The organism is Komagataeibacter xylinus, assembly GCF_031081985.1.
Lineage (GTDB): Bacteria > Pseudomonadota > Alphaproteobacteria > Acetobacterales > Acetobacteraceae > Komagataeibacter > Komagataeibacter xylinus_E.
Genome location: NZ_JARWSK010000007.1, coordinates 163,770 through 188,162, shown reverse-complemented (window position 1 = coordinate 188,162; position 24,393 = coordinate 163,770). Strand labels below are relative to the sequence as shown.

The window sequence follows — 24,393 nt, the reverse complement described above, 5'->3', positions numbered from 1 at the left end:
GTAACCTAGCAAATCTACCGGAGAAGCTCAAGAAGTTTCCTCAGCGCCGCCGGTGATTGGGGATATAGGACCCACACACCCCAGCGTCAATCAGAAAAATGGCCGGGCAGTGAAAAAAGTTCCCGCCCGGTAGGCGCTACTGGCCCAAAAAGCCCGCTAGGACGCCGCTTTCCGGTCCATGAGCATATTTGTCACCGCGGACTTGAACGGTGAAAGCGCATCCGCCACGCGGAGTCCGGCCTGCCGGAGCACGCGGAAAGCCGGTTCATCACGCGTGTAAAGTGTGGCGATTCCATTGGTGGCGGCAAACAAGGGGGCTGTTTCCATCCGGTGCCGCCGCTCGAAACGCCGCAACGCGCCCAGGCTGCCCACGGGCTCGCCCCGCACCATGCCTGCCGCCACTTCCTGCGCCAGTGCCTCCTGCCCTTTCAGGCCGAGGTTGAAGCCATGGGCTGTGATGGGGTGCATGCCCACGGCGGCATCGCCCACCAGCGCGAAGCCGGGAGCCGCGAAACGATGGGCATAGACTCCCCGCAATGGATAGGTGTGCCGCGTGCTGACCAGCCGCATGTTGCCCAGTCGCCTGCCCACGCGCTCCATGATCTCGGCATTGAAGGCATCACGCTCAAGCGTGCGCAGCCGCTCGATCTGTTCAGACGGCAGCGTCAGGACAATGGACGAGGCCCCGCCATTGACCGGCAGGAGCGCCACGGTCTGCCCCTCATCAAACCACTGGGTGGCCACATGATGATGCGGCAGTTCATGCGCCATGCGGCAGACCAGCATCGAGCGCCGGAAATCATGGACAATCGCCCCGATGCGCTGCGACCGCCTGATCTGGGAAAAACGCCCATCGGCCCCGATGGCAAGGCGCGACGTGATCTCGCCCCCCTCATGCACCACCACCATGTCCTCCCCGATGCGGCGGATATGGCGGGTGGCCGTGCCCCCAAGCAGGCTGATGCCGGGGCGCTGGCTGGCCGCCATATATAAGCCGTGGCGAATGCAGTGGTTGGAGACAAGATAGCCCAGCGCATCCACGCCCCGCCCCTGTGTGTCGAACTGGAGGGGATGGTTGCCCCGCCCCGTCTCGACCCGGGCCTCACGCAGCGGCGAGATGGCCACCTCGGGGATATGGGGCCACGCGCCAAGCTCCTTGAGCACCGCAACCGAATGATGGGTCAGCGCGATCTCGCGCCCATCAAAGGCCGGTTCCGCCCAGGGGGCCTGCGGCGTGCGCTCGAGCACGGCTACGGACAGGCCACGGGCCTCAAGCGACAGGGCGGCGGCAAGCCCTGCCGGGCCGCCGCCCATTATGGTGACATCATGATAGGTCATGGCTGGGTTCCTGTCCGTGTGGTCTTCAGGCGTTACGCATCCGCGCCAAACGAAGCGGGCGCGCCAGTCCACCGGGCCACATAGTCATCAACCGCGCGGCGCTTCGGGGCCTTCGCTTCCGCCGTGGGGGTGCCCACAAACAGGAAACCGGCCAGCTTGTGCGGCGCGGGGAAGCCCATCTCGGCGGCGAATTCCGGGTCATGGGCCACATCGCCGCTCACCCACACGCCGCCAAAGCCCGTGGCGTGCAGGGCGTTGAGAATGTTCATGGCGGCAGCCCCCACGGCCAGTTCCTGCTCAAACAGGGGAATCTTGTTGTCGGGCCGCAGGTGCATGCCCAGCACGATGGTCATGGGCATGGTGGACATGCGCGAGAAGCGCTTTTCCACCTTGGCGGGAGCCACATCGGGGTCAAGCCGCTTCATGCTGGCCACCACGCGCTCGGCCAGCTTCACCCGTGCCTCCCCCTGCACGATGGCGTAGCGCCACGGGCGCAGCTTGCCGTGATCGGGCGCGCGCATGGCGGTGGAGAGGATGGCCTCGAGCACGTCACCCGCGGGGGCCGGTTCCGCCAGCGCATCGGTGGAAAACCGTGACAGGAGAAGATCGAGCGATGTCATATGGTCATTCCCTTGATATGAAGACACGCAGCAGCAGGCCGGAAGCCAACGCGCGCGACACCATGCCGCAACGGCCCGGCCCTGCCAATACGCATGACCGGGCGGCGTGGCACGGGCGGGATCGGTATGGATTCCGGCCCCGGCCTTCTGTAGAAGGGGAGCATGAACAGCCCGCGCACAGCCACGGTCCATCGCGCCACCAGCGAGACCGACATTACCGTGACCATCACCCTCGATGGTACCGGCCAGACCCGCATCGACACCGGGATCGGCTTCCTTGATCACATGCTGACAGCCCTTGGCCGTCATAGCATGTGCGATCTCGACATTGTTGCCAAAGGCGACCTGCATATCGACTACCACCACACGGTGGAAGATACGGGCATTGCCCTGGGCAAGGCCTTTGCGCAGGCGATTGGCGACAAGCGGGGCATCCGCCGCTACGGCAGCGCCACCGTGCCGCTTGATGAGGCGCTGTGCGAGGCGGTGGTCGATATTTCCGGCCGTCCCTTCCTGGCGTGGTCCGTCACCTTCGGGCGCGACAAGATCGGGGAGATGGACACCGAACTGTTCGAGGAATTCTTCCGCGCCTTCGCCATGAGCGCGCTGGTCACGCTGCATGTCATCCAGCGCGCGGGCCATAACTGCCACCATATTGCCGAGGCCGCCTTCAAGGCCCTGGCCCGCGCCCTGCGCACCGCAAGCGAGCCGGACCCGCGCGCGGGCGGCATCATCCCCTCCACCAAGGGCAGCCTGTGACATTCTATTCCGCCCTGCTGCCGCCTGCGGGCCAGCCCGAAAGGCGGGCCTGGCCGGTAATGGTGGCATGCCGCATGTCGTGGCTGGTGCTGCTGTGCGGCTGGGGCGGATTGCTGCTGCGGGGCTGCCTCGTCAGCGGGCTGCTGGCAGGCGGCGTGAGCATCCTGCTGCCCGCGTTCGTGCCGCTGGCCTTCGCCCTGCCCATGCTGGGCGGCCTGCACCTGCTGCTGGCCCTCAACACGCCGGAAATCCGGCAATGGGAACTGCAACTGCGCGGCTATGCCCCGGCCGCAGGCGTGTACGCGCCAGACCGTAGCGCAGCCCTTGTGCGCTGGCTGGAGCAGAACCGGCCTGTTCCCTCCCCTTCTCCCGTATCATGAGGCAGACCATGCCCGCGCCCGCATCCTCGCGCCCCCAGTCCATTGTGGTGATCGACTATAATGGCGGCAACCTCGCCTCCGCCGCCCGCGCCCTGACCCGGGCTGCGGCTGATAGCGGCATCGACGCCACCGTCACCATCACGGCGGACCCGCAGGCCGTGTTGCAGGCCGACCGCATCGTCCTGCCCGGTCAGGGTGCGTTTGCCGACTGCGCGGCAGGACTTGCAGCCCGGCCCGGCCTGCGCGATGCGATTGTTGCGGCAACCGATGGCGGCGTTCCGTTCCTGGGCATATGTGTAGGCATGCAGCTCATGGCCGAACGCGGGCGCGAGCATGGCGTCACCCCCGGCTTTGGCTGGATCGCAGGTGAAATCACGCTGATGGAGGCCCCCGGCCTGCGCCTGCCGCAGATGGGCTGGAACGAACTGGCCTTCACGCCCGGCGCCCACCCCCTGACCGATGGGCTGGCGGCGGATGCGCATGGCTATTTCGTCCATTCCTTCGCACTGACCGGCTATGACAGCGCTGATATGGTGGCCACCACCGATTACGGCAGCCCGGTGCCCGCCATCGTGGCGCGCGGCAACCGGGCAGGCACGCAGTTCCATGTGGAAAAAAGCCAGCAGGTGGGGCTGCGCATCCTGTCCAACTTCCTGCGCTGGACACCTGTGCCGGACCCCGCGCCATGACCCGCCAGCCCACCCTTGACGGCACGCTGCATGCCGAACGCCTGCATGAGAACATGCACGAGGACGACCTGCACGCCCTGTGTGACGCGACCAACGCGGCCATACTCGATGGCGGCGGCTTTGGCTGGCTGGCGCCGCCACCGCGCGAGACGCTGGAGCGGTACTTCCGCGGCGTGCTGCTGGTGCCCGAGCGGCAGATGTTCGTGGCCCGGCTCGATGACATGATCGTAGGCTCCGCCCAACTCGTGCGCCCGCCGCGCAACAACGAGGCGCAGGCCATGAGCGCCACCCTCATGCATTTCTACATCGCCCCCTACGCGCGCGGGCTGGGGCTGGGCCGCCTTCTGCTGACCGAGGTGGAAAACTGTGCGCGCAGCATGGGCTACCAGATCATCAACCTCGACGTGCGCGAGACCCAGGCCGAAGCCGTGCGGCTGTTCCGCAGCAGCGGCTTCCACCACTGGGGCACCCACCCCAGCTATGCCCGCACCGATGGCCGCACCGTGCGCGGCCTGTTCTTCACCAAGCGCCTGCAGGACGACGAGCGGATCGTACCCGCCCACCCGCAGGCTGCCTCCACTCCCATCCCTGCAGCAGGACATGCCCCCGTGACCGGACACAGCCTGACCCTCTACCCTGCCATCGACCTCAAGGATGGCACATGCGTGCGCCTGCGCCGTGGCGAAATGGACAATGCCACCGTCTATTCCGACGATCCCGGCGCGCAGGCGCGGGCCTGGATCCATGCCGGCTGCTCGTGGCTGCATGTGGTTGACCTCAATGGCGCGTTTGCCGGGCGCTCGGCCAATACCGAGGCCATCGAGGCCATCATCGCCAATGCCTCGGTGCCCGTGCAGCTTGGCGGCGGCCTGCGCGACCTTGAAAGCATCGGCAAATGGCTCAATGCCGGGATCAGCCGTGTGATCCTGGGCTCGATCGCGGTCAAGAATCCCGAGCTTGTGCGCGAGGCGTGCCGCCTGTTCCCCGGTCGCATCGTGGCGGGCATTGACGCGCGCAGCGGCCAGGTGGCGACCGAAGGCTGGGCCGAAACATCAGAGATGAAAGCCGTCGAACTCGGCCTGCGCATGCAGGATGCCGGTGTGGCCGCCGTCATCTTCACCGAGATCAGCCGTGACGGCATGCTGACCGGCATCGACATCGAGCAGACCGCCGACATGGCCAATGCGCTCTCCATTCCGGTCATCGCCAGCGGCGGCGTGGGCAATCTGGGCCACCTTGAGGCCCTGCGGGCGGCCACGGCACGGGCGCCGGGCATCGAGGGCGTGATCGTGGGCCGTGCGCTGTATGATGGCCGCATCGACCTTGGTGAAGCCCTGCGGGTCCTTTCCTGATGCTCAAGCTGCGCGTCATTCCCTGCCTGGACGTGAAAAACGGCCGGGTGGTCAAGGGGGTCAACTTCGTCTCGCTGCGCGATGCGGGCGACCCGGTGGAACAGGCCGCCGTGTACGACGCGGCGGGGGCGGATGAACTCACCTTTCTCGACATCACGGCCAGCAACGAAAACCGCGACACCATCCTCGACGTGGTCAGCCGCACGGCAGAGCGCATCTTCCTGCCGCTGACGGTAGGCGGCGGCGTGCGCACCACCGATGACATGCGCCGCCTGCTGCTGGCCGGGGCCGATAAATGCGCCATGAACTCGGCTGCCGTCTCGCGCCCCGAACTGGTAAGCGAAGCGGCACAGAAATTCGGCAGCCAGTGCGTAGTGGTCGCCATTGATGCCCGCAGCGACGGCCATGGCGGGTGGGAAGTCTACACCCATGGTGGCCGCACCCCCACCGGGCGCAACGTGATTGACTGGTGCAGGGAAGTGGCGGAACGTGGCGCGGGCGAAATCCTGCTGACCAGCATGGACCGCGATGGCACCGGCAAGGGCTTCGATCTTGACCTGCTGCGGGCGGCGAACGCGGCGGTGCGCATTCCCATCGTGGCCTCGGGCGGGGTTGGCGCGCTCGAGCATTTTGTCGAGGGTGCCCGCGCGGGTGCAACCGGCCTGCTGGCAGCCAGCGTATTCCACTTCGGGCAGTTCACCATTCCACAGGTCAAGCAGGCGCTGGCACAAGCGGGCCTGCCGGTCAGACAGACCGCCTGATCTCCCCTTATTCCCGCCTATCGGAGCATTGTCATGGCCAAGCCAGAAAAATCCCGCAAGAACGCGCCCGCCAAGGCCGCCCCGGCCAAACCGGCCCCCGGCAAGGCGGCAGGCAAGGCCGCTGCCGCGACCATCGAGATCGCGGCCGTCGGCCCCGCAACGCCTGATGTGCTCGACCGCCTGTTCGACGTTGTGGAATCCCGCCGGGGCACGGACCCCTCCGTCAGTCATTCCGCGCGCCTCCTTGCCCGGGGCCGCCGCAAGATTGCGCAGAAATTTGGCGAGGAAGCCGTGGAATGCCTGATCGAGGCCGTGGCGGATAACCGCGAGGAACTGATCAGCGAAAGCGCGGACGTGCTCTACCACCTCATCGTGATGTGGGTGGATGCGGGCGTGAAGCCGGCGGAAGTCTGGGCCGAGCTGCTGCGCCGCGAAGGCACGAGCGGCGTGGCCGAAAAAGCCGCCCGCCCCCGCGACCCGCTGGCCTGAGCCACCCCAACAGGAGACAAGACCCATGCCCGTAAATGGCACCGGTGCCTATGACCCGCAGAACGTGTTCGCCCGCATCCTGCGCGGGGAACTGCCGTGCAGGAAGGTGTATGAAGATGAATACGCCCTCGCCTTCCACGACATCGCCCCCAAGGCGCCCATCCATGTGCTCGTCATCCCCAAAGGGGCCTATGTTTCCTTTGCCGATTTCAGCGCCAAGGCCGATGATGCGACCATCGCGGGCTTTACCCGCGCGGTGGGCACGGTCGCGCGTGACCTCGGGCTGGAGGCGCCGGGCTACCGCCTTGTGTCGAACACCGGCATTGAAGGTGGGCAGGAAGTGCCGCACTTCCATGTGCATCTGTTTGGTGGCCGCCCGCTTGGGGCCATGCTGCCGGGCTGAAGCCGGACAGGCAGGGGCGGTGGCCTGATGGCGCTGCTCCGCTCACGCATGACAGCTCGCAGGGCGTCCTTTTTATAAAAAGGGCGCCCTTGTTTTTTTATTCTGAACCAGATGATCTATTGATCGAATATTATGCATTTCTGGTACATAAAATAATTAATTTTTGTGAATCAGGTGCCACCTTTTTTTGAGGAAGGCGGCATTCCCTGAAGCTTTTTGAAAAAAGCTTCACCAAAAACTTTCTATACTGAACAGTGTTTTACAGGGACTGAAGTTCAAACAGGTCACGATACAGCCCGCCTTCGCGCTGCATCAGGGCGGCATGGGTGCCATCCTCGCACACCCGGCCATGGCGGAAGACAATGATGCGGTCCAGCCCCATCACGGTGGAAAGCCGGTGGGCGATGACCAGCACCGTGCGCCCGGCCATGAGGCGCTCCATCGCCTGCTGTACCTGCACTTCGGACTGGGAGTCGAGGCTTGATGTCGCCTCATCCATGATCACGATGCGCGCCTGGCTCAAAAAGGCGCGGGCAATGGCAATGCGCTGGCGCTCGCCGCCCGAGAGCTTGACCCCGCGCTCGCCCACCATGGTGGCATAGCCGCGCGGCAGGCGGTCGATGAAGTCCGCCGCATTGGCCTGCCGGGCGGCATGGGCAATCTCGGCAGGCGTGGCGTCGGGGCGGCCATAGGCGATGTTCTCGGCCAGCGAGCGGTGAAACAGCAGCGGCTCCTGCGGCACGATGGCAATCTGCCCGCGCAGGCTGGCCTGCGTCACGGTGGCAATATCCGTGCCATCAATGGTGATGCGCCTGGCCTGCACGTCATAAAGCCGTTGCAGCAGCCGCGTGAGAGTGGTCTTGCCCGAACCCGACGGTCCGACAAGCGCCACCCGGCTGCCGGGCGCGATATCAAGGTTCAGGTCATCAAACAGCACGCGCCCGTGCTGGCGCACATACCCGAAGCTGACATGCTCGAAACGGATATGCCCTTGTGTTACGCGCAGCGCCGGAGCGCCCGGCCGGTCCGCCACGCCGGGCTGCATGGCAAACAGGGCCACAAGTTCCTCCATCTCGTTGACCGAGCGCTGCACGACCGAAATCTGCTGGCCGATATCGCGCAGGTAGCCCTGTATGACGAACATCATGGTCAGCACATAGGCCACATCTCCCGGCCCGGCGCGGCCCCGCACCCACAGCACCGCCACCCCGGCAATCAGCGCCATGCGCATGAGCAGGGCCGCAAGGTTCTGTAGATTGGCGCTGTCGGTGCCGCGCAGCCATGAGCGCACCATGCGCTGCCGCCACCTTCCCGCCACCCAGGCCAGCCGGGCATCCTCGCGCGCCTCCGCCCCGCAGGCCTTGACCACGGCGTTGCAGGTCACGGCATCGGACAGGGTGGCCCCCATGCGCGTATCCCACGCATTGGCCAGCCGGGCGGATGGCGCGACATAATGCAGCGTCAGCACCACCGACAGCCCCACAAGCGCTGCCGCCCCCACCGCCAGCACCAGCCCCATGAACGCCCAGTGAAAGGCCAGCACGCCAGTCGTGGCACACAGCACGATCACCTCGGGCACCAGCATGAGCAGCACCGTATCGCCCAGCGTGTCGATGGCCCCCAGCCCGCGCGTGATGCGCCGCACGGTCGAGCCCGCGAAGTTGCTGGCATGCCACTCGCTGGAAAAGCGCTGCACGCGACCAAACGCCTCCGTCACGATGCCGGTCATGACGCGGGAGGTCAGGTGCGAGATGGTTACATATGCCATGCGCCGCGCCGCAATGCCGCCCACGCCCAGCCCGGTCAGCCCCGCCACATCGCGTATGGCGCGATGGATGGTGGCCGCCTGTGCCGGATGCGACACGTCATCGACCAGCCAGCCCGCCAGCAGCGGCATCATCACATCGGCCACCGTAGCCAGCGCGATACCCGCCAGCGTGCCCGCAAGCAGGGCGGGCCACGCCCGCCACCGGTGCCACACAAAACCCAGAACGGCGGCGAATTCATGCCGCCGCGTGAGGGATCGGGAAGAGGAAGAAGCCATGCCCACCACGCCAGAATGCAGGAAACGCGGCCACGACCGGCCACGGCAAAGGGCTGGAACGACTAGCCCCGCCCCGCGTGGCATGCAAGGCCCATGCCGGGTTATGAAGGCCGGGGGCAATTTACAGACCCCACCCCACGCCGCACAATGCGCCCGACCCACCCCAGCGAGTAGCCGATGCCAACACCCTCCGCCCGCACCCGGGCCAAGCCCGCCCGCCGCGCCATGACACTGGCCGAAGTCCGTGCCTTCATCAGCCTGCTGGCCACCGCCAACCCCGATGCCGAGAGCGAACTCGACTTTGTCGATGACTACACGCTGCTCGTAGCCGTGGTGCTGTCGGCGCAGGCGACCGATGCCTCGGTCAACAAGGCCACCGTCAACCTGTTCCGCGATGCGCCGACCCCACAGGCCATGGTGGACCTTGGCGAGGAAAAGGTGGGGGCGCATATCCGCACCATCGGGCTGTGGCGCACCAAGGCGCGCAACGTGGTGGCGCTGTCACAGCAGTTGCTCGACCGCTTTGACGGCAAGGTGCCCCATGACCGCGCGGCCCTTGAATCCCTGCCCGGTGTCGGCCGCAAGACTGCAAACGTGGTGATGAACGTGGCCTTTGGCGACAGCACCATGGCGGTCGATACCCACATCTTCCGCATCGGCAACCGCACGGGGCTGGCGCCGGGTGCGACCGTGCGCGCGGTGGAGGACCAACTGGTGCGCCGCATCCCGCCTGACATGCTGCGCCCGGCCCATCACTGGCTGATCCTGCACGGGCGGTATGTATGCAAGGCCCGCAAGCCCGAATGCTGGCGCTGCCCTGCTTTTGAACCCTGCCAGTACCGCCTGAAGGATGAACTGCGCCTGGCACCGGCCTGAACGGATAGACGTTTTTGGTGAAGCTTTTTTCAAAAAGATTCGAAAGGGCAACGCTTTTTTGAAAAAAGCGGTGCCCAAAACCTTTTATTCCGCCTGCGCCAGCGGCAGGTTGGGCAGGCCCGCCCCGCCGGGGCGCATCACCCAGGGCCGCGCCCCGCGCACGGCGCGGTCCGTCTGCACAACAAGCCCGCCATCGGGCTGCCGGTAAATGCCATAAGCCCCGTTGCGCCACAGGTCGAAACGCCCGATGGAGGGCACGCCGTCACACCCCCACGTGCCCGGCAGGTTGATCAGCAGCACGCTCCCCCTGCACAGGCCCGGCGCAGGCGGGCGATTGGCAAGAACCAGCACGATATTACCCACGCGGCAGGCCCCGGCATGGCACGCCACCTGCCCTGCCGTTCCCTCGGCAGGCAGCACGCCCGCAGGCAGTCCGCTCACACGCTGCCATTCGCGTAGCACAAAGGGATCAGGATGCAGGCCGGGGCCGGTCAGCAGGCGGCCCGCCGTGACAACACCCGCCATCCGCCCATCGGGCGCCAGCATGATGACAGGCCGCGCAACCAGCCATGGCGACAGGACCGCCAGCATGATGGGCGCAAGCCCCGCCAGCCGCACACGCCCGCCCCACAGGCACAGCCAGCACAGCCCGGCAAAAAATAGCACAAGCCCTGCATTGCCGATGGCTGGCACCCCAATGCGTGCGGCTGGCAGCCCGGCTACCAGATGCGCAAGCCACGTCACCACGCCAAGGCCCCAGCCCATGGGCACAAGGGCCAGTTTTTCCAGCCCCAGCGGCATCAGCCCGAGTGCGACCAGCCCCCACGGCATGATCCAGACCGACATCAGTGGCACCGCCAGCAGGTTGGCCAGCACGAACCACGGCTGCACCGTGCCGAAATGCGCCATGCCCACCGGCAGGCACGCACCACCCGCCAGCACGCTGGCCACAAGCGGGTGGGCCAGACGCGCCGCCACCCGCCGCAGCCACATATCATCATGCTCCCAGCCCGAAAGGGCAGGCCGCAGCGCGTCAAACCCCGCGATCAGCGCCATCACCGCGGCTACCGACATCTGGAGTGGCAGCTCGGTCACGCCCTCCGGGTTGAGGGCCATAAGCACCGTCGCGGCCACCGCCAGCGCACGCAGCGAGAGCGGCCGCCTGCCCGCCAGCAGCGCCATGAGCGCCAGCCCCGCCATGAGCAGGCTGCGCTGGGCGGGCAGGTGCATGCCGGTCAGCAGCACGTAACCGCACCCCGCCAGCAATGCGCCCACCGCCGCGATCTGGCGGCATGGCCAGTACAGCGCCGCCCGCTCGCTCAGCGCCAGCCCCGTGCGCAGCACCACCATCACCAGCCCCATCACAATGGCCAGATGCAGCCCCGTCACGGCCAGCAGGTGCGCAAGACCCGCATCGGCAAAGGCCGCGCGCATTGCGCCATCCACCGCGCCATCCGCGCCAACCAGCACCGTTGCGGCAATATCGCCCCGCGCACCGGGCAGGGCCGTCCTTATCCGCTCCGCCAGAATATGCCGCCTGCCCGCAAGCCAGCCCGCCACACCGCCGCCCACCCGCGCGGGCGTGATCGTGGCCTGGCCCAGCGCACGGCCATGCCCCGCCTGCCCTGCAAACCACGCCCGGCGCTGGGCGTCATACCCGCCCGGCATGTCGAGGAAGGCAGGCGGCGACAGCAGGGCGCGCACCCGCAGCCCATCGCCCGGCATGGGCCGCGCCGGGTCATCGGCCTGCAGGCGCACGGACAGCAACCGCCGCAGGGGCGGCATGCCAATGCTGATCCCATCCTCAAGGCGCACACCGCGCAACGCCACGCGCAGCACCTGCGTGCCATCGGCCAGACGCTGCACCTCAACCCCACCCACCTGCCCGGACAGATGCACCGCCCGGCGCGGCAGGTCGGGGAAAGGCGGCATGCGCCATGCCTGCCCCCATGCCAGCAGCAACCCCACACTACCGGCGCCCACCATGCCCGCGCCCAACCGCACGGCCAGCCGGTCAGGCCACAGCAGGCGGCAGGCGAGCGACGCCAGGCAGGCCAGTACGCCCCCCGCCACAACCACCCCGCCCGGCTCGGTCGGCAGGGCAAAATACGCGATGATGCCACCCGCAAGCGCCACCGGCAGCCACAGCACCAGGCGAGTGTTCTGCCCCCACAGCCACGCGGTGAGCGCGGCCCGCAGGCGCGGCAGGCCCCCTGCCAGCACCCGGCTCACAAACCACCCCGCCCGGCAGGTGCTGCCGCCCGGCCCGGAATCGACACCAGCCCGGCGCCTGCCCACGCCAGGACGGCATGCCAGCCGCAGCGGCATTGATGGCAAATGGCAGACAGACCCGACAGGAGACCCCCATGATGCGCGTAAAAGGCGTGGCAGGAATGCACACCCTAGCGGGCGGAACGGTTTTCACGCCAGAGTGCCCCCTGTCAGCAGGGCGAAAACATGCTAGGAACCCGGTTCATGACTGTCCGTACGCGTTTTGCTCCCAGCCCCACCGGCCTGCTGCATATCGGCAACGCCCGTGCCGCCCTTTTCAATTTCCTCTATGCCCGCCACCACGGCGGGCAATTCGTGCTCCGCATCGAGGATACCGACCGCGAACGCTCGACCCAGCAGGCGGTCGACGTGCTGTTCGACGGCCTGGCCTGGATGGACATCGAATCCGACGAGAAGCCGGTCTTCCAGTCCACACGCCAGGCCCGCCATGCCGAGGTGGCGCATGAACTGCTGGAAAAGGGCCTAGCCTATCGCTGCTACTGCACGGCCGATGAACTGAAGGAAATGCGCGAGAAGGCGATGGCAGAGGGCCGTCCCCCCCGCTACAACGGCATGTGGCGTGACCGCGACCCCGCCGAGGCCCCCGCCAACACTCCCTACACCATCCGCATCAAGGCCCCGCGCGAGGGGGAAACCACCATCCACGACCTGGTGCAGGGCGATGTACGCGTGGCGAACTCCGAACTCGATGACATGATCATCCTGCGCGCTGATGGCACGCCGGTCTACCAGCTTGCCGTGGTGGTCGATGATCATGACATGGACATCACCCACGTCATCCGTGGCGATGACCACCTGACCAACACCTTCCGCCAGGCCATGATCTACCGCGCCATGGGCTGGGACCTGCCGCATTTCGCGCATCTGCCGCTCATTCACGGGCCTGACGGGGCCAAGCTGTCCAAGCGGCACGGGGCGCAGTCGGTGGTGGAATTCCGTGAGATGGGCTACCTGCCCGAGGCGCTGAACAACTACCTGCTGCGCCTTGGCTGGGGCCACGGCGATGCCGAGATCCTCTCACGCGAGGAACAGATCAAGCTGTTCGACCTTGATGGCGTGGGCCGCTCGCCCTCGCGCATGGATTACGCCAAGCTGCTGCACATCAACGGCGTATGGCTGCGCCAGGCCGATGACACCCGCCTGACCAACGACGTGATGGAACGGCTGGCCAGGATGGACGGCGTCGATACATCGGATGCCACCCGTGCGAAGGTGCTGGCCCTGATGCCCGGCCTGAAGGAGCGCGCCAAGACGCTGGTCGAACTGGCCGATAACGCCGCCTTCCTTGGCCGTTCGCTGCCGCTTACCTTCGACCCCAAGGCCGAAAAGCAGCTCACGCCGGAAAACCGCGTGATGCTGGGCAGGCTGGCTGCGGCGCTGAAGGCGACCGAGCCGTTCAGCAAGGAAGCCATCGACGCCACCCTGCGCCAGTTTGCCGAGACGCATGAAATGAAGCTGGGCAAGGTGGCCCAGCCACTGCGTGCCGCCGTAACCGGCAGCACCATGTCGCCCGGCATTGATGACACGCTGCTCGCCCTTGGCCGTGACGAGGTTCTGGCGCGCATCAACGCGGTCGCCGCCCATGAGTGAGCGCGGCAGCCACGGCAGCAACGTCTTCGCCAACTCCGCCACGCGCCACCTGCTGGGCGTGCAGGGCATGCATCCGAGCCGGATCATGCCCATACTGGACCTGGCCGAGCACTACGCCCTGCTCAACCGCTCGCGCAAGACCCCGCGCGACCTGCTGCGCGGGCGCACGCTCATCAACCTGTTCTTTGAGGACAGCACCCGCACCCGCACCTCGTTCGAACTGGCGGGCAAGCGGCTGGGCGCGGATGTGGTGAACATGACCGTGGCCAGTTCCTCGGTCAACAAGGGCGAGACGCTGCTCGACACCGCAGCCACGCTCAACGCCATGCATGCCGACCTGCTCGTCGTGCGCCATGCCCAGTCCGGCGCGCCCGCCCTGCTGGCGCAGAAGGTGCAGGCCAGCGTGGTCAATGCGGGCGATGGCACGCATGAGCACCCCACGCAGGCCCTGCTCGATGCGCTGACCATCCGCCGCCATTTCGGCACGTTCGAGGGGCTGACGGTGGCGATCTGCGGCGATGTGAGCCACAGCCGGGTCGCACGCTCCAACATTCACCTGCTCACCGCACTGGGCTGCCAGGTGCGCGTGGTGGGGCCGCCCACGCTGGTGCCCGGCGCGATTAGCGCATTAGGCGTGAGCATCCATCACACCATGGAAGACGGCCTGCGCGGCGTGGACGTGGTGATGATGCTGCGCGTGCAGCGCGAACGCATGAAGGGCACACAGGTGCCCAGCGCGCGGGAATATTTCCGCTTCTATGGCCTTGATAACAAGCGCCTCGCGCTGGCGAAGCCGCATGCGCTGGTCATGCATCCCGGCCCGATGAACCGGGGCGTGGAAATTGACAGCCGCGTGGCCGATTCCGAGCAGAGCGTGATCCGTGAACAGGTGGAAATGGGGGTTGCGGTGCGCATGGCGGTGCTCGACCTGCTCGCACGCGGGGGAGAAGGCGCATGAAGCCGGTCGTTTTTGAAAATGTGCGCCTGATCGACCCCGCCAGCAGCACGGACCGCCCCGGCCGCCTGCTGGTGCACGATGGCCTGATTGCAGGCACTGACGTCCCCGGGGCCGAAGGCACGCCTGATGGCGCGGACGTGATTGATGGCGGCGGCCAGCTCGTGCTGTGCCCCGGCCTTGTTGACATGCGCGTGACCATTGGCGAGCCCGGCTACGAATACCGCGAGACCGTGCTCTCGGCAGCCCGCGCCGCCGTGGCCGGTGGCATCACCACCATTGCCGTGCTGCCCAATACCAGCCCCACCATCGACAACCCCGCCCTTGCCCGCCTGCTGCGCGCGCGTGGCGAAGAAACGGGCATGATCGACATCCTGCCCTATGGCGCGCTGACCCGTGAATGCGCGGGCCGGGAAATGGCCGAAATCGGCCTGCTGGCCGAAGCGGGCGCCATTGCCTTTACCGATGGCCCGCACGCCATTGCCGACAGCCGCATGATGCGCCAGATGCTGACCTACGCCAAAGGCTTCAACGCCCTGATCGTGCAGCACCCTGAAGACCCGTCGCTCGCGCGCGGCGGCTGCGCGACTGATGGCGAACTGGCCACCCGCCTCGGCCTGCCGGGCATTCCGGCGGCAGCCGAGGCCATCCTGATCGCACGCGACCTGCGCCTTGCGCGCATGACCGGCGGGCGGCTGCATTTCGGCCATGTCTCGACTGCCGAGGGGCTGGACCTGATCCGCAACGCCAAGGCCGACGGCCTGCGCGTGAGCTGCGATACGGCACCGCCCTATTTCGACCTCAACGAGACGGTGATCGGTGATTTCCGCACCTATGCCAAGCTCTCGCCGCCGCTGCGCAGCGAGGCCGACCGCCGCGCCGTAAGCGCCGCCCTGGCCGATGGCACGATCGACGCCATCGCATCCGACCACATGCCGTGCGACGCCGATGACAAGCGCCAGCCCTTTGCCGTGGCGGCAGCGGGCGGCACCGGGCTGTGCACGCTGCTTGCGGTTACACTTGCGCAGGTGCATGCGGGCCATCTGGGCATGATGGAGGCCATTGGCCTGCTCACCCACCGCCCGGCCGCCGTGCTGGGGAGCCAGGCGGGCACGCTGGCCGTGGGTATGCCTGCCGATCTATGCCTGTTCAACCCCGATACCGCCTGGGTGGTGCGCGCGGGCGACCTGCCGGGCAAGGCGCAGAACACCCCGTTCGATGGCCGCGCGCTCGAAGGCCGCGTGCTGGGCACGTGGAAGAAGGGCGTGCGCGTGTTCGGGGCGCAGGCCGCATGATCTACGGCATCCCTACCTATGACCTGCCGCTCATGGGCGGTGTCGCCTTCCTGTCCTACCTGATCGGCAGCATTCCCTTTGGCCTGGTGCTGACCGCGCTGTCGGGCGGGGGCGATATCCGCAAGATCGGCTCGGGCAATATCGGGGCGACCAACGTGCTGCGCACCGGGCGCAAGGGACTGGCCGCGGGCACGCTCGCACTTGATGGCACCAAGGGCGCGTTCGCGGTGTTCTGCGCCTTCGTGCTGTGCCCGTTCCACACGCTGGCCGCCGAATCGCTGGCCGCCATCTTTGCCGTGGCCGGGCACTGCTTTCCCGTCTGGCTCAAGTTCAGGGGCGGCAAGGGCGTGGCTACCGGGCTTGGATGCATCCTGGCGCTCATGCCCGGCGTGGGGCTGTGCTGCTGCGCACTGTGGCTGATCTTTGCCAAGGTCACGCGCATTTCATCAGCAGGCGCGATCATCGCCTTCGCCGCCCTGCCGCTGCTCATGATCCGGCCCGGCCACATTGACTTCAACTCCCCCGCCTATCTGGCCGGGGTGCTGATTGCGGTGATGATCCTCATCCGCCACCATGCCAACATTACCCGCCTGCTCAAGGGCACCGAGCCCAGAATCGGCCAGAAAAGCACATGACCCGCCCCGATGCCGAAACGGCGCTGGCCTGCCTGCGGCTGGCGCGAACGGACGGCATCGGCCCGGTCAGCTACCGCAAGCTCATCCGCACCCATGGCAGCGTTGAAGCCGCCCTTGCCATGCTTGAGCGCGGCGCCACACGCATCAGCCGCACCATCGGCCCGCTCTATGCGCGTGATGACGGCCTGCGCGAGCTTGAGCGCCTGCAGGCGCTGGGCGGCACGCTGCTGGTGCATGGCCAGCCCGGCTACCCGGCCCTGCTGGCCGCCCTGCCTGACGCGCCGCCCGTGCTGTCGGTGCTGGGCGACGTGACCCTTCTGTCCGCCCGTATGGTGGGCGTCGTGGGTGGGCGCAATGCGTCATCAGGCGGGCTGCGCATGGCCGAAAGCCTGGCCGCCCTGCTCGCGGCCCAGGGCGTGCACACCGTATCGGGGCTGGCGCGCGGCATTGATGGCGCGGCCCATCGCGGCGCCATGACAGCAGGCCGCACGGTTGCCGCCATTGCAGGCGGGCTGGACTGCCCCTACCCGCCCGAACATGCCGCCCTGCAGGCCGAGATTGCCCGCACCGGCGCGGTCGTGACCGAGGCCGCGCCGGGCACGGTGCCGCAGGCCCGGCACTTTCCGCGCCGCAACCGGCTGATTGCGGGCCTTGGCCTGGGCTGCGTGGTGATCGAGGCTGCACTGCGCTCGGGCAGCCTGATTACCGCGCGCATGGCGCTTGACTACGGGCGCACCATCTTCGCCGTGCCCGGTTCGCCGCTTGATCCACGCTGCCGCGGCAGCAACGACCTGCTGCGCCAGGGCGCGATCGTGACTGAAACCGAGCGCGACATATTGCGCGAACTCCCTGAAACAATAGAGGAAAACGACCTGTTCTCCGCCCTGCCCCTCCGCGTGCGCCACAATGCTGCCCCATCGGGCGGGCAAGCCTTGGCCCCACCACGCGCAGACCCGGCCGCGCCCCCATCCGCCCAGGGCGACCTGCATGAAATGGTGGAAGGTTTTCTATCTTTCACGCCATCACCTGTTGACGATCTTGTACGGCGCTGCCAGTTCTCGACAGCAGCAGTCCTGACCGTCCTGTCGGAAATGGAGATTGCGGGCACGATCGAATTCCTTGCGGGGGATCTGGTCGTGCGGCGTCCACCCCCGGCCTGAGCGCGGGATAGAGCAAGGTTTTGAGAATCGTGATCCGGAGACAGAATGACTGACGTCGTGGTGGTCGAATCGCCAGCCAAGGCGAAAACGATCAATAAGTATCTGGGTGATAACTATACGGTTCTGGCCTCGTTCGGACATGTGCGCGACCTTCCGCCCAAGGATGGCAGCGTCAAGCCCGACGAGGGCTTTACCATGGTGTGGGAAACCGACGAGCGCGGCAGCCGCCAGATCGCGGCCATCGCCAAGGCGCTGCGCGGGGCGACACACCTGTATCTCGCCACTGACCCCGACCGCGAGGGGGAAGCCATTTCGTGGCATGTGCGCTCGATCCTGGAGGAGAAGAAGCTCCTAAAGGGCATCGAAGTGCAGCGCGTCACCTTCAACGAGATCACCAAAAGCGCCATCAAGGCCGCGATGGCCCATCCGCGTGAACTCGACTTTCCGCTGATCGAGGCCTATCTCGCCCGCCGCGCGCTCGACTACCTCGTGGGCTTCACGCTCTCGCCGGTGCTGTGGCGCAAGCTGCCCGGCTCGCGCAGCGCGGGGCGCGTGCAGTCGGTGGCACTGCGGCTGATCTGCGAGCGCGAAGCCGAGATCGAGATTTTCAAGCCGCGTGAATACTGGTCGGTGCTGGCCCGCATGACCACGCCGGCGGGGGCCGCCTTTACCGCGCGGCTCACGCATCTTGATGGCCACAAGCTCGAGCAGTTCGACCTCAACAACGAAGCCAGCGCCATGGCCGCCAAGGCCGCGGTCGAGGCCGGTGACTTCGCGGTGGACAAGGTCGAGCGCCGCAAGGTGCGCCGCAACCCGCCGCCGCCCTTCACCACATCGACCATGCAGCAGGAGGCCTCGCGCAAGCTGGGCATGGGCGCACAGGTAGCCATGCGCACGGCCCAGCAGCTTTATGAGGGCATCGACATCGGTGGCGAGACCGTGGGCCTCATCACCTATATGCGAACCGACGGCGTGCAGATGGCGGGCGAGGCGATCAGCGCCATCCGGGGCCATATCGGCCACAGCTTTGGCGCGGAATACGTGCCCGACAAGCCGCGCATATACTCCACCAAGGCCAAGAACGCGCAGGAAGCCCATGAGGCCATCCGCCCGACCGACGTGCGCCGCACGCCTGCCGACATGGCGCGCCATCTCTCGCCCGAGCAGAAGAAACTGTATGACCTGGTGTGGAAGCGCTCGGTCGCCAGCCAGATGCAGTCCGCCGAACTCGACCAGGTGGCGGTTGACATGGTGGACCGCCAGAAGCGTGTGATCCTGCGCGCCACCGGCTCCATGATCGCGTTTGACGGCTTCCTGAAGCTTTATAGCGAAGGCCGTGACGATTCGCCCGCAAAGGCGGAGGACGAGCAGGACCGCATGCTGCCCGCCATGAAGGAGCACGACGCCATCGGGCGTGGCGAGGTCACGGCGGACCAGCACTTCACCCAGCCGCCGCCGCGCTATTCGGAGGCCTCGCTGGTCAAGAAGATGGAAGAGATCGGCATTGGCCGCCCTTCCACCTATGCCTCCATCCTGACCGTGCTGCGCGACCGCAATTACGTGCAGCTTGAGAACCGCCGCTTCATCCCCGAGGATCGCGGGCGGCTGGTCACGGCCTTCCTCACCTCGTTCTTCGAGCGCTACGTAGACACGCAGTTCACCGCAGGGCTTGAGGAGCAGCTTGATGACATTTCAGGCGGGCGGGCCAACTGGCGCGATGTCATGTCCGCCTTCTGGTCCGACTTCTCGCACGCGGTGGACCAGACCAAGGACCTCAAGATATCCGACGTCATCACGGCGCTGGACGCGGACCTTTCGCCCTATTTCTTCCCCGCGCGTGAGGACGGGCAGGATCCGCGCCTTTGCACGGCGTGCAATACCGGCAGGCTGGGGCTGAAGCTGGGGCGGTATGGCGCCTTCATCGGCTGCTCGAACTACCCCACATGCCAGTACACCCGCAAACTCGTGGTGGACCCCAAGGAAGGCGATGACGCCGCCGCCCTGAAGGACGGCATGCGCGTGCTCGGCGCTGCGCCCACCGGCGAGGAAGTGACCGTGCGCCGTGGCCCGTGGGGGCTGTACGTGCAGCAGGGCGAACCGGACCCCGAGGACAAGAAGGCCAAGCCGAAACGCGCCACCATTCCGCGCGGGCTCGATGGCGACAAGATCACGCTCGAGCAGGCGGTTGGCCTGCTGTCGCTGCCGCGCATCGTGGGCATTCACCCCGAACTCGGCGAGCCGATCGAGGCGGGGCTGGGCCGCTTCGGGCCGTATGTGAAGATGGGCGCGGTCTATGGCTCGCTGGACAAGGATGACGATGTCCTGACCGTGGGGCTGAACCGCGCGGTCGATGCGCTGGCCAAGAAGCTGGCCTCCATCCGCACCATCGGTCCGCACCCCAAGGATGGCGAGCCGGTCATGGTGCGCAAGGGCCGCTTTGGCCCGTACGTTCAGCACGGTTCCATCGTGGCCACCGTGCCACGCGGGCAGGACATGAACGACGTGACCATGGAGGAAGCCCTGACGCTGCTGGCCGAAAAGGGCAAGCCGCTCAAGGCCAAGGGCAAGAAAGCCACCACCACCCGCAAGCCCGCAGCCCGCAAGACAAAGGCCAAGGCAGCGGAAGGCGAGGACGCCGCGCCCAAGAAGGCTGCACCGAAGAAAAAGGCAGCCCCCAAGAAGACGGCGGCCAAACCGGCGGCCAAAAAAACCACCACCCGCAAGAAGGCCACCCCGGCCAAGACTGAAAGCGAGACGGACTGATCATGAAGCGGCAGCGTCCAGCAACTCCCGAGATGCCGGACCGCCTGCCCACGGGCACGCCGCCAGCCCGTACGGGGGGCCTGCCCGATCGTGAGCAGCTCCGCGCGTTTATCGAAGGGGCGACAGGGCGCATCGGCAAGCGCGAGATCAGCCGCGAATTCGGCCTTGGGCCGGAGCACAAGGCGGCGTTGCGCGAGATGCTGCGCGACATGGCGCTTGATGGCACGCTGGCCCCTGCGGGCGCACGGCGCTTTCGCGTATCGGACCGGCTGCCCGAATCCATGGTGGTTCAGGTCACCGGCACCGATGCCGATGGCGACCCGATCGCAAAACCCGTGCAGTGGGATGGCGAAGGCCCGCCGCCGACCGTGTTCATGCACCCCGAACTGCGTGGCCGCGCGGCTTTGGCACCGGGCGAACGCGTGGTGGCCCGCCTGCGCCGGGTAGGGCCTGGCAGATATGAAGGCCGCACGCTGCGCCGCGTGAGTGATGCGCCCATACAGATCGTGGGCCTGTTCCGCACCCTGCCGCCTGATGACCCGGCAGCCAGCACGCCTGCCCGATTCCGCCCCGCAGGTCGCCTCACCCCCGCCGACCGCCGCGCCAAGGCCGAATGGGCCATCCCCGCGGGCGAGGATGACGGCACGCCGGATAACGAAATTGTCATCGCCACCCCCCTGCCCCAGTCCGGGCCGGGGCTGCACCCCGCGCGCATCATCGAGCGGCTTGGCCCGCAGGGCGATGCGCGGACCATCAGCATGGTGTCTGTCGCCATGCTGGGCATTCCCCACGTCTTCCCCACCGAGGCGCTGGCCCAGGCAAAAGCTGCCCGTGGCGTTGCCCCCACAGGCCGCACCGACCTGCGCGAGATGCCACTGGTCACCATTGATGGCGTGGACGCACGCGATTTTGATGATGCCATCTACGCCGAACCCGATGGCGAGGACTTCCGCATCACCATCGCCATTGCCGACGTGGCCTGGTACGTGCGCCCCGGCAGTGCACTCGACCGCGAGGCCCGGCTGCGTGGCAATTCGGTCTACTTCCCCGACCGGGTGATCCCGATGCTGCCCGAGGATCTCTCGAACGGGTGGTGCTCGCTCCGCCCCGATGAGGACCGGGGCTGCCTGTTCGTGACCATGACCGTGGCGCCTGATGGCGCGGTCAGCAATGCCCGCTTCGGGCGCGGCATCATGCGCAGCGCTGCCCGCCTGACCTACGAGCAGGTGCAGGCCGCGCGCGATGGTGCGCCCGACACCACCATGCAGGCCCTGCCACCGGGCCTGCTCGACAGCCTGTTTGGCGCGTGGACCTGCCTCACCCACGCCCGGCGCGCGCGCGGCACGCTGGACCTCGACCTGCCCGAGCGGCTGGTGCGGCTGGGCGATGGGGGCGAGATCACGGCCATTGCGCCACGAATCCGACTCGACAGCCACAGGCTGGTCGAGGAATTCATGATCGCGGCCAATGTCGCCGCCGCCCGCTGCCTTGAGGCGCGGCATATCCCGTGCCTGTACCGCATCCACGCGCCCCCCACGCCCGAGCGGCTGGAAAGCCTGCGCCGCACGCTCGACCTGATGGGCCTGAAACTGCCGCCGGTGGGCAGCCTGCGCGCCGCCGACCTTGACCGCGTGCTGGAGCAGGTGCGCGACACCGATCAGGCCGGTCTGGTCAATGAACTGATCCTGCGCGCGCAGAACCAGGCGGAATACAGCCCTGAGCCGGTTGGTCATTTTGGCCTCTCTCTTGCGGCCTACGCGCATTTCACCAGCCCCATCCGCCGCTATGCCGACCTGATGACCCACCGCGCGCTGCTCGTGGCGACCGGACTCGAACCCGGCCCGGCACCCGGCCATGAGGCACTGGAAGAAGTGGGCGAGGCCATTACCCGCACCGAGCGCCGCGCGGCCCAGGCCGAGCGCGAGACGCTGGAGCGCTACGGCGCGACCTGGCTTGGGGCGCGGATTGGCACCGAAATGGACGGGCATATTTCCAGCCTGTCCCGATTCGGTATTTTTGTCGTGCTGGATGCAACAGGAACCTCCGCCCTACTGCCCATGTCTGCCCTGCCGGAAGATCAATGGCATCACGATGAAAAAACGCAGACATTGCACGCACGCGACACGACCATGGCATTCCGCCCCGGTCAGGCTCTGCGCGTACGGATAGAAGAAGCATGCGCCATCCGGGGCACCGTCCTTCTGGCCCTGCCCGACGTGGCACCCCGCCTGCGGAAACGCAGGCCGTGAAACGCGCCCTGTTTCCCGTCATCATCGCCCGGCCCATGGGGCTGGCCGGCGAAGGGGCGGGCACGTGGCGGCGGCGCATGGCCACGCTGGGCCACCTCCCGCGTGATACGTTCATCCTGCTGCTCATCATCGCCCGGCTCACCACCGCCGCCTGCGCCGATGACCTGCCCGCCACCCCGCGCGCGCCCACGCCCCAGCCCCCACTGCATGAAGACAGCATGGAAAACCCGGACATGCCCGGCATGGACCTTGCCGTGCTGTCATCGGTCATGCAGGCGAGTCTGTCCTTTCTCCAGCCCCGCACGCTGGAAAGCCACACGATTCACGATTTCGCCCTGTGGGGGCTGAACGGGCTGAGCGCGCTCGACCCCTCGCTCAGCATTGACGAGCAGCACGGCTTCCTGCAACTCGCCGCCACCCAGAAAACGGTGCTCGCCCTGCCCGTGCCCGCACCGGATGATGTGGCGGGATGGAGTGGTGCCATCACCCGCATTCTCGACGTGGCGTGGCAGCACTCGTCCGCCATGCGCAACACCGGGCAGGAGGGCGTGCTGCAGGGTTTTTTTGATGAGCTGTTCAATCATCTCGATCCCTATTCACGCTATATCCCGCCCGGCGCCGCCGTATCGGACCGCAGCACCCGCACCGGCGGCGAGGCCACGGCAGGGCTGACCCTGGGGCTGGACCACCACGCCATCAGGATCACGGCGGTCAATGCCAACGGCCCGGCCTGGCCCACCAGCCTGGCGGCGGGGCAGATCGTGCGCGCGGTCAATGGCCGCTCCACCGAGTCCCGCACGGTCGATACCGTAACCTCATGGCTCGATGGCCCGGCTGGCAGCCTCGTGCGCATTACGGTGGAAGCCAAGGGGCGGCAGACCACGGTTAGCCTGCACCGCGCCTCCACCCCACCCGAGACGGTGTTCGCCTATACCAGCGGCAAGCATGTGGTGCTGCACATCACCGCCTTCTCCGCCAACACGGCGGAGGAAATGAGCCAGTACCTCGACGAGGCCATGAACGTGCCCGGCATTGCGGGCCTGATCCTTGACCTGCGCGGCAACCGGGGCGGCGTGCTGCAACAGGCGGTGACCACCTCGGCCCTCATGCTCGACCACGGGGTTGCCGCCATTACGCAGGGGCGCGACCCGCAGGCCAACCATGTCTGGGCCGTGCAGGGCGGTGACATGACCAATGGCCTGCCCATTATCGTGCTGGTTGATGGCCGGACCGCGAGTGCCGCCGAAATTCTCGCCGCCGCCCTGTCCGACCAGAAGCGCGGCGTGGTGGTTGGCAGCGCAACACTGGGCAAGGGGCTGGTGCAGACCATTGGCCAGATGCCCAACGGGGCCGAACTGTTTGTCACATGGAGTCGCGTGCTCGCACCGCTGGGCTGGCCGCTGCAGGGGCTGGGCGTGATGCCGCAGGTGTGCACCAGCCGGGGCGAAAGCGAACTCGAACGCCAGTTGCAGAACCTGGCCGAAGGCACGGCCGACAGCGCGCAGTGGGTGGTGGCGGCACGCCAGGTCCGCTCACCGGCCGATCTGGCGCATGTGCTGGCCATCCGCAAGGCCTGTCCTGCCGCCATCGGCACCGATAGCGACCTCGATGCCGCGCATTCCCTGCTCGACAACCCTGAGGAATACCGCGCCGCCCTGTCGGCCATACCGGAAGAAGACGCACCCCTCCCTAACGGGGGATGAGTCGCCCGCGCGGGTGCAAACTGTGCTATTCCTGCATGCC

General features: G+C 67.1%; 20 protein-coding genes. 16 read left to right on the top strand and 4 right to left on the bottom strand.

The features are described from left to right. Nucleotides 1–156 precede the first annotated feature (156 nt). Nucleotides 157–1,338: a 5-demethoxyubiquinol-8 5-hydroxylase UbiM gene (gene ubiM / locus QEG70_RS14110; RefSeq protein ID WP_308721247.1), complete on the bottom strand. Its 1,182-nt coding sequence runs from the start codon at nt 1,336–1,338 to the stop codon at nt 157–159. 32 nt (nt 1,339–1,370) lie between these two features. Next, nucleotides 1,371–1,958 (bottom strand): nitroreductase family protein, encoded by a 588-nt coding sequence (locus QEG70_RS14105; RefSeq protein ID WP_308721246.1) that lies wholly within the window; start codon nt 1,956–1,958, stop codon nt 1,371–1,373. Between the two features lie 162 nt (nt 1,959–2,120). Between QEG70_RS14105 and hisB the strand changes: the two genes are divergently transcribed. From hisB to QEG70_RS14070, 7 genes are read left to right on the top strand one after another with little or no spacing between them, the layout of a single operon-like run. After that, entirely contained in the window at nt 2,121–2,717 is a 597-nt protein-coding gene (hisB, locus tag QEG70_RS14100; RefSeq protein ID WP_172159020.1) for an imidazoleglycerol-phosphate dehydratase HisB, read from the top strand. Next, on the top strand, nt 2,714–3,097 hold the full coding sequence (locus QEG70_RS14095; protein ID WP_308721245.1) for a hypothetical protein: 384 nt from the start codon (nt 2,714–2,716) through the stop codon (nt 3,095–3,097). The genes hisB and QEG70_RS14095 overlap by 4 nt, the downstream gene beginning before the upstream one ends. Before the next feature lie 8 nt (nt 3,098–3,105). Next, nucleotides 3,106–3,786 (top strand): imidazole glycerol phosphate synthase subunit HisH, encoded by a 681-nt coding sequence (gene hisH, locus QEG70_RS14090; protein WP_308721244.1) that lies wholly within the window; start codon nt 3,106–3,108, stop codon nt 3,784–3,786. Further along, nucleotides 3,783–5,138 (top strand): 1-(5-phosphoribosyl)-5-[(5-phosphoribosylamino)methylideneamino]imidazole-4-carboxamide isomerase, encoded by a 1,356-nt coding sequence (gene hisA / locus QEG70_RS14085; protein ID WP_308721243.1) that lies wholly within the window; start codon nt 3,783–3,785, stop codon nt 5,136–5,138. Before hisH ends, hisA begins: the two co-directional genes overlap by 4 nt. After that, nucleotides 5,138–5,899, top strand: coding sequence for an imidazole glycerol phosphate synthase subunit HisF (gene hisF / locus QEG70_RS14080; RefSeq protein ID WP_172159026.1), 762 nt, complete (start codon nt 5,138–5,140; stop codon nt 5,897–5,899). The genes hisA and hisF overlap by 1 nt, the downstream gene beginning before the upstream one ends. A 33-nt stretch (nt 5,900–5,932) precedes the next feature. After that, nucleotides 5,933–6,388 (top strand): phosphoribosyl-ATP diphosphatase, encoded by a 456-nt coding sequence (locus QEG70_RS14075; RefSeq protein ID WP_308721242.1) that lies wholly within the window; start codon nt 5,933–5,935, stop codon nt 6,386–6,388. Nucleotides 6,389–6,413: 25 nt separating this feature from the next. Next, nucleotides 6,414–6,791, top strand: coding sequence for a histidine triad nucleotide-binding protein (locus tag QEG70_RS14070; RefSeq protein ID WP_308721241.1), 378 nt, complete (start codon nt 6,414–6,416; stop codon nt 6,789–6,791). A 259-nt stretch (nt 6,792–7,050) separates the two neighbouring features. Here QEG70_RS14070 and QEG70_RS14065 read toward each other — a convergent pair whose 3' ends face one another. After that, complete coding sequence (locus QEG70_RS14065; protein WP_308721240.1) at nt 7,051–8,835, bottom strand: ABC transporter ATP-binding protein; 1,785 nt, start codon at nt 8,833–8,835, stop codon at nt 7,051–7,053. A 177-nt stretch (nt 8,836–9,012) separates the two neighbouring features. Here QEG70_RS14065 and nth point away from each other — a divergent pair, with 177 nt between their 5' ends. After that, nucleotides 9,013–9,711, top strand: coding sequence for an endonuclease III (gene nth, locus QEG70_RS14060; protein ID WP_308721239.1), 699 nt, complete (start codon nt 9,013–9,015; stop codon nt 9,709–9,711). 84 nt (nt 9,712–9,795) lie between these two features. On the opposite strand, the gene QEG70_RS14055 is transcribed toward nth, so the two are convergent. Next, entirely contained in the window at nt 9,796–12,009 is a 2,214-nt protein-coding gene (locus QEG70_RS14055) for a ComEC/Rec2 family competence protein (protein WP_308721238.1), read from the bottom strand. Between the two features lie 177 nt (nt 12,010–12,186). On the opposite strand from QEG70_RS14055, the gene gltX reads away from it, so the two are divergent. From gltX to QEG70_RS14015, 8 genes are read left to right on the top strand one after another with little or no spacing between them, the layout of a single operon-like run. After that, nucleotides 12,187–13,593: a glutamate--tRNA ligase gene (gltX, locus tag QEG70_RS14050; protein ID WP_308721237.1), complete on the top strand. Its 1,407-nt coding sequence runs from the start codon at nt 12,187–12,189 to the stop codon at nt 13,591–13,593. After that, nucleotides 13,586–14,551, top strand: coding sequence for an aspartate carbamoyltransferase catalytic subunit (locus tag QEG70_RS14045; protein WP_308721236.1), 966 nt, complete (start codon nt 13,586–13,588; stop codon nt 14,549–14,551). The genes gltX and QEG70_RS14045 overlap by 8 nt, the downstream gene beginning before the upstream one ends. Then, nucleotides 14,548–15,843 (top strand): dihydroorotase, encoded by a 1,296-nt coding sequence (locus tag QEG70_RS14040; RefSeq protein WP_308721235.1) that lies wholly within the window; start codon nt 14,548–14,550, stop codon nt 15,841–15,843. The genes QEG70_RS14045 and QEG70_RS14040 overlap by 4 nt, the downstream gene beginning before the upstream one ends. Continuing rightward, nucleotides 15,840–16,478 carry a glycerol-3-phosphate 1-O-acyltransferase PlsY gene (gene plsY / locus QEG70_RS14035; protein ID WP_308721234.1) on the top strand — a complete coding sequence of 213 codons (639 nt, stop codon included), beginning with the start codon at nt 15,840–15,842 and terminating at the stop codon, nt 16,476–16,478. The genes QEG70_RS14040 and plsY overlap by 4 nt, the downstream gene beginning before the upstream one ends. Continuing rightward, on the top strand, nt 16,475–17,638 hold the full coding sequence (gene dprA / locus QEG70_RS14030) for a DNA-processing protein DprA (protein WP_308721233.1): 1,164 nt from the start codon (nt 16,475–16,477) through the stop codon (nt 17,636–17,638). Before plsY ends, dprA begins: the two co-directional genes overlap by 4 nt. A gap of 45 nt (nt 17,639–17,683) precedes the next feature. Further along, the gene (gene topA / locus QEG70_RS14025) at nt 17,684–20,401 is read left to right on the top strand and encodes a type I DNA topoisomerase (RefSeq protein WP_308721232.1); all 2,718 of its coding nucleotides are present in this window, start codon (nt 17,684–17,686) and stop codon (nt 20,399–20,401) included. Between the two features lie 32 nt (nt 20,402–20,433). Next, a complete protein-coding gene (locus QEG70_RS14020; protein ID WP_308721257.1) occupies nt 20,434–22,650 on the top strand; it encodes a ribonuclease R family protein in 2,217 nt (738 codons plus the stop codon). Beyond that, nucleotides 22,647–24,353, top strand: a complete 1,707-nt coding sequence (locus QEG70_RS14015) for a S41 family peptidase (protein ID WP_374762610.1) — start codon at nt 22,647–22,649, stop codon at nt 24,351–24,353. The genes QEG70_RS14020 and QEG70_RS14015 overlap by 4 nt, the downstream gene beginning before the upstream one ends. Nucleotides 24,354–24,393: the final 40 nt, after the last annotated feature.

Bases quoted from the DNA above. Each gene is read 5' to 3' on its own strand.
- dprA (WP_308721233.1), top strand. From the start codon at position 16,475: ATGACCCGCCCCGATGCCGAAACGGCGCTGGCCTGCCTGCGGCTGGCG.
- hisH (WP_308721244.1), top strand. From the start codon at position 3,106: ATGCCCGCGCCCGCATCCTCGCGCCCCCAGTCCATTGTGGTGATCGAC.
- gltX (WP_308721237.1), top strand. From the start codon at position 12,187: ATGACTGTCCGTACGCGTTTTGCTCCCAGCCCCACCGGCCTGCTGCAT.
- QEG70_RS14040 (WP_308721235.1), top strand. From the start codon at position 14,548: ATGAAGCCGGTCGTTTTTGAAAATGTGCGCCTGATCGACCCCGCCAGC.
- QEG70_RS14065 (WP_308721240.1), bottom strand. From the start codon at position 8,835: ATGGCTTCTTCCTCTTCCCGATCCCTCACGCGGCGGCATGAATTCGCC.
- QEG70_RS14105 (WP_308721246.1), bottom strand. From the start codon at position 1,958: ATGACATCGCTCGATCTTCTCCTGTCACGGTTTTCCACCGATGCGCTG.
- QEG70_RS14020 (WP_308721257.1), top strand. From the start codon at position 20,434: ATGCCGGACCGCCTGCCCACGGGCACGCCGCCAGCCCGTACGGGGGGC.
- ubiM (WP_308721247.1), bottom strand. From the start codon at position 1,338: ATGACCTATCATGATGTCACCATAATGGGCGGCGGCCCGGCAGGGCTT.
- QEG70_RS14045 (WP_308721236.1), top strand. From the start codon at position 13,586: ATGAGTGAGCGCGGCAGCCACGGCAGCAACGTCTTCGCCAACTCCGCC.
- topA (WP_308721232.1), top strand. From the start codon at position 17,684: ATGACTGACGTCGTGGTGGTCGAATCGCCAGCCAAGGCGAAAACGATC.
- QEG70_RS14070 (WP_308721241.1), top strand. From the start codon at position 6,414: ATGCCCGTAAATGGCACCGGTGCCTATGACCCGCAGAACGTGTTCGCC.
- hisB (WP_172159020.1), top strand. From the start codon at position 2,121: ATGAACAGCCCGCGCACAGCCACGGTCCATCGCGCCACCAGCGAGACC.
- hisA (WP_308721243.1), top strand. From the start codon at position 3,783: ATGACCCGCCAGCCCACCCTTGACGGCACGCTGCATGCCGAACGCCTG.
- hisF (WP_172159026.1), top strand. From the start codon at position 5,138: ATGCTCAAGCTGCGCGTCATTCCCTGCCTGGACGTGAAAAACGGCCGG.
- plsY (WP_308721234.1), top strand. From the start codon at position 15,840: ATGATCTACGGCATCCCTACCTATGACCTGCCGCTCATGGGCGGTGTC.
- QEG70_RS14075 (WP_308721242.1), top strand. From the start codon at position 5,933: ATGGCCAAGCCAGAAAAATCCCGCAAGAACGCGCCCGCCAAGGCCGCC.
- nth (WP_308721239.1), top strand. From the start codon at position 9,013: ATGCCAACACCCTCCGCCCGCACCCGGGCCAAGCCCGCCCGCCGCGCC.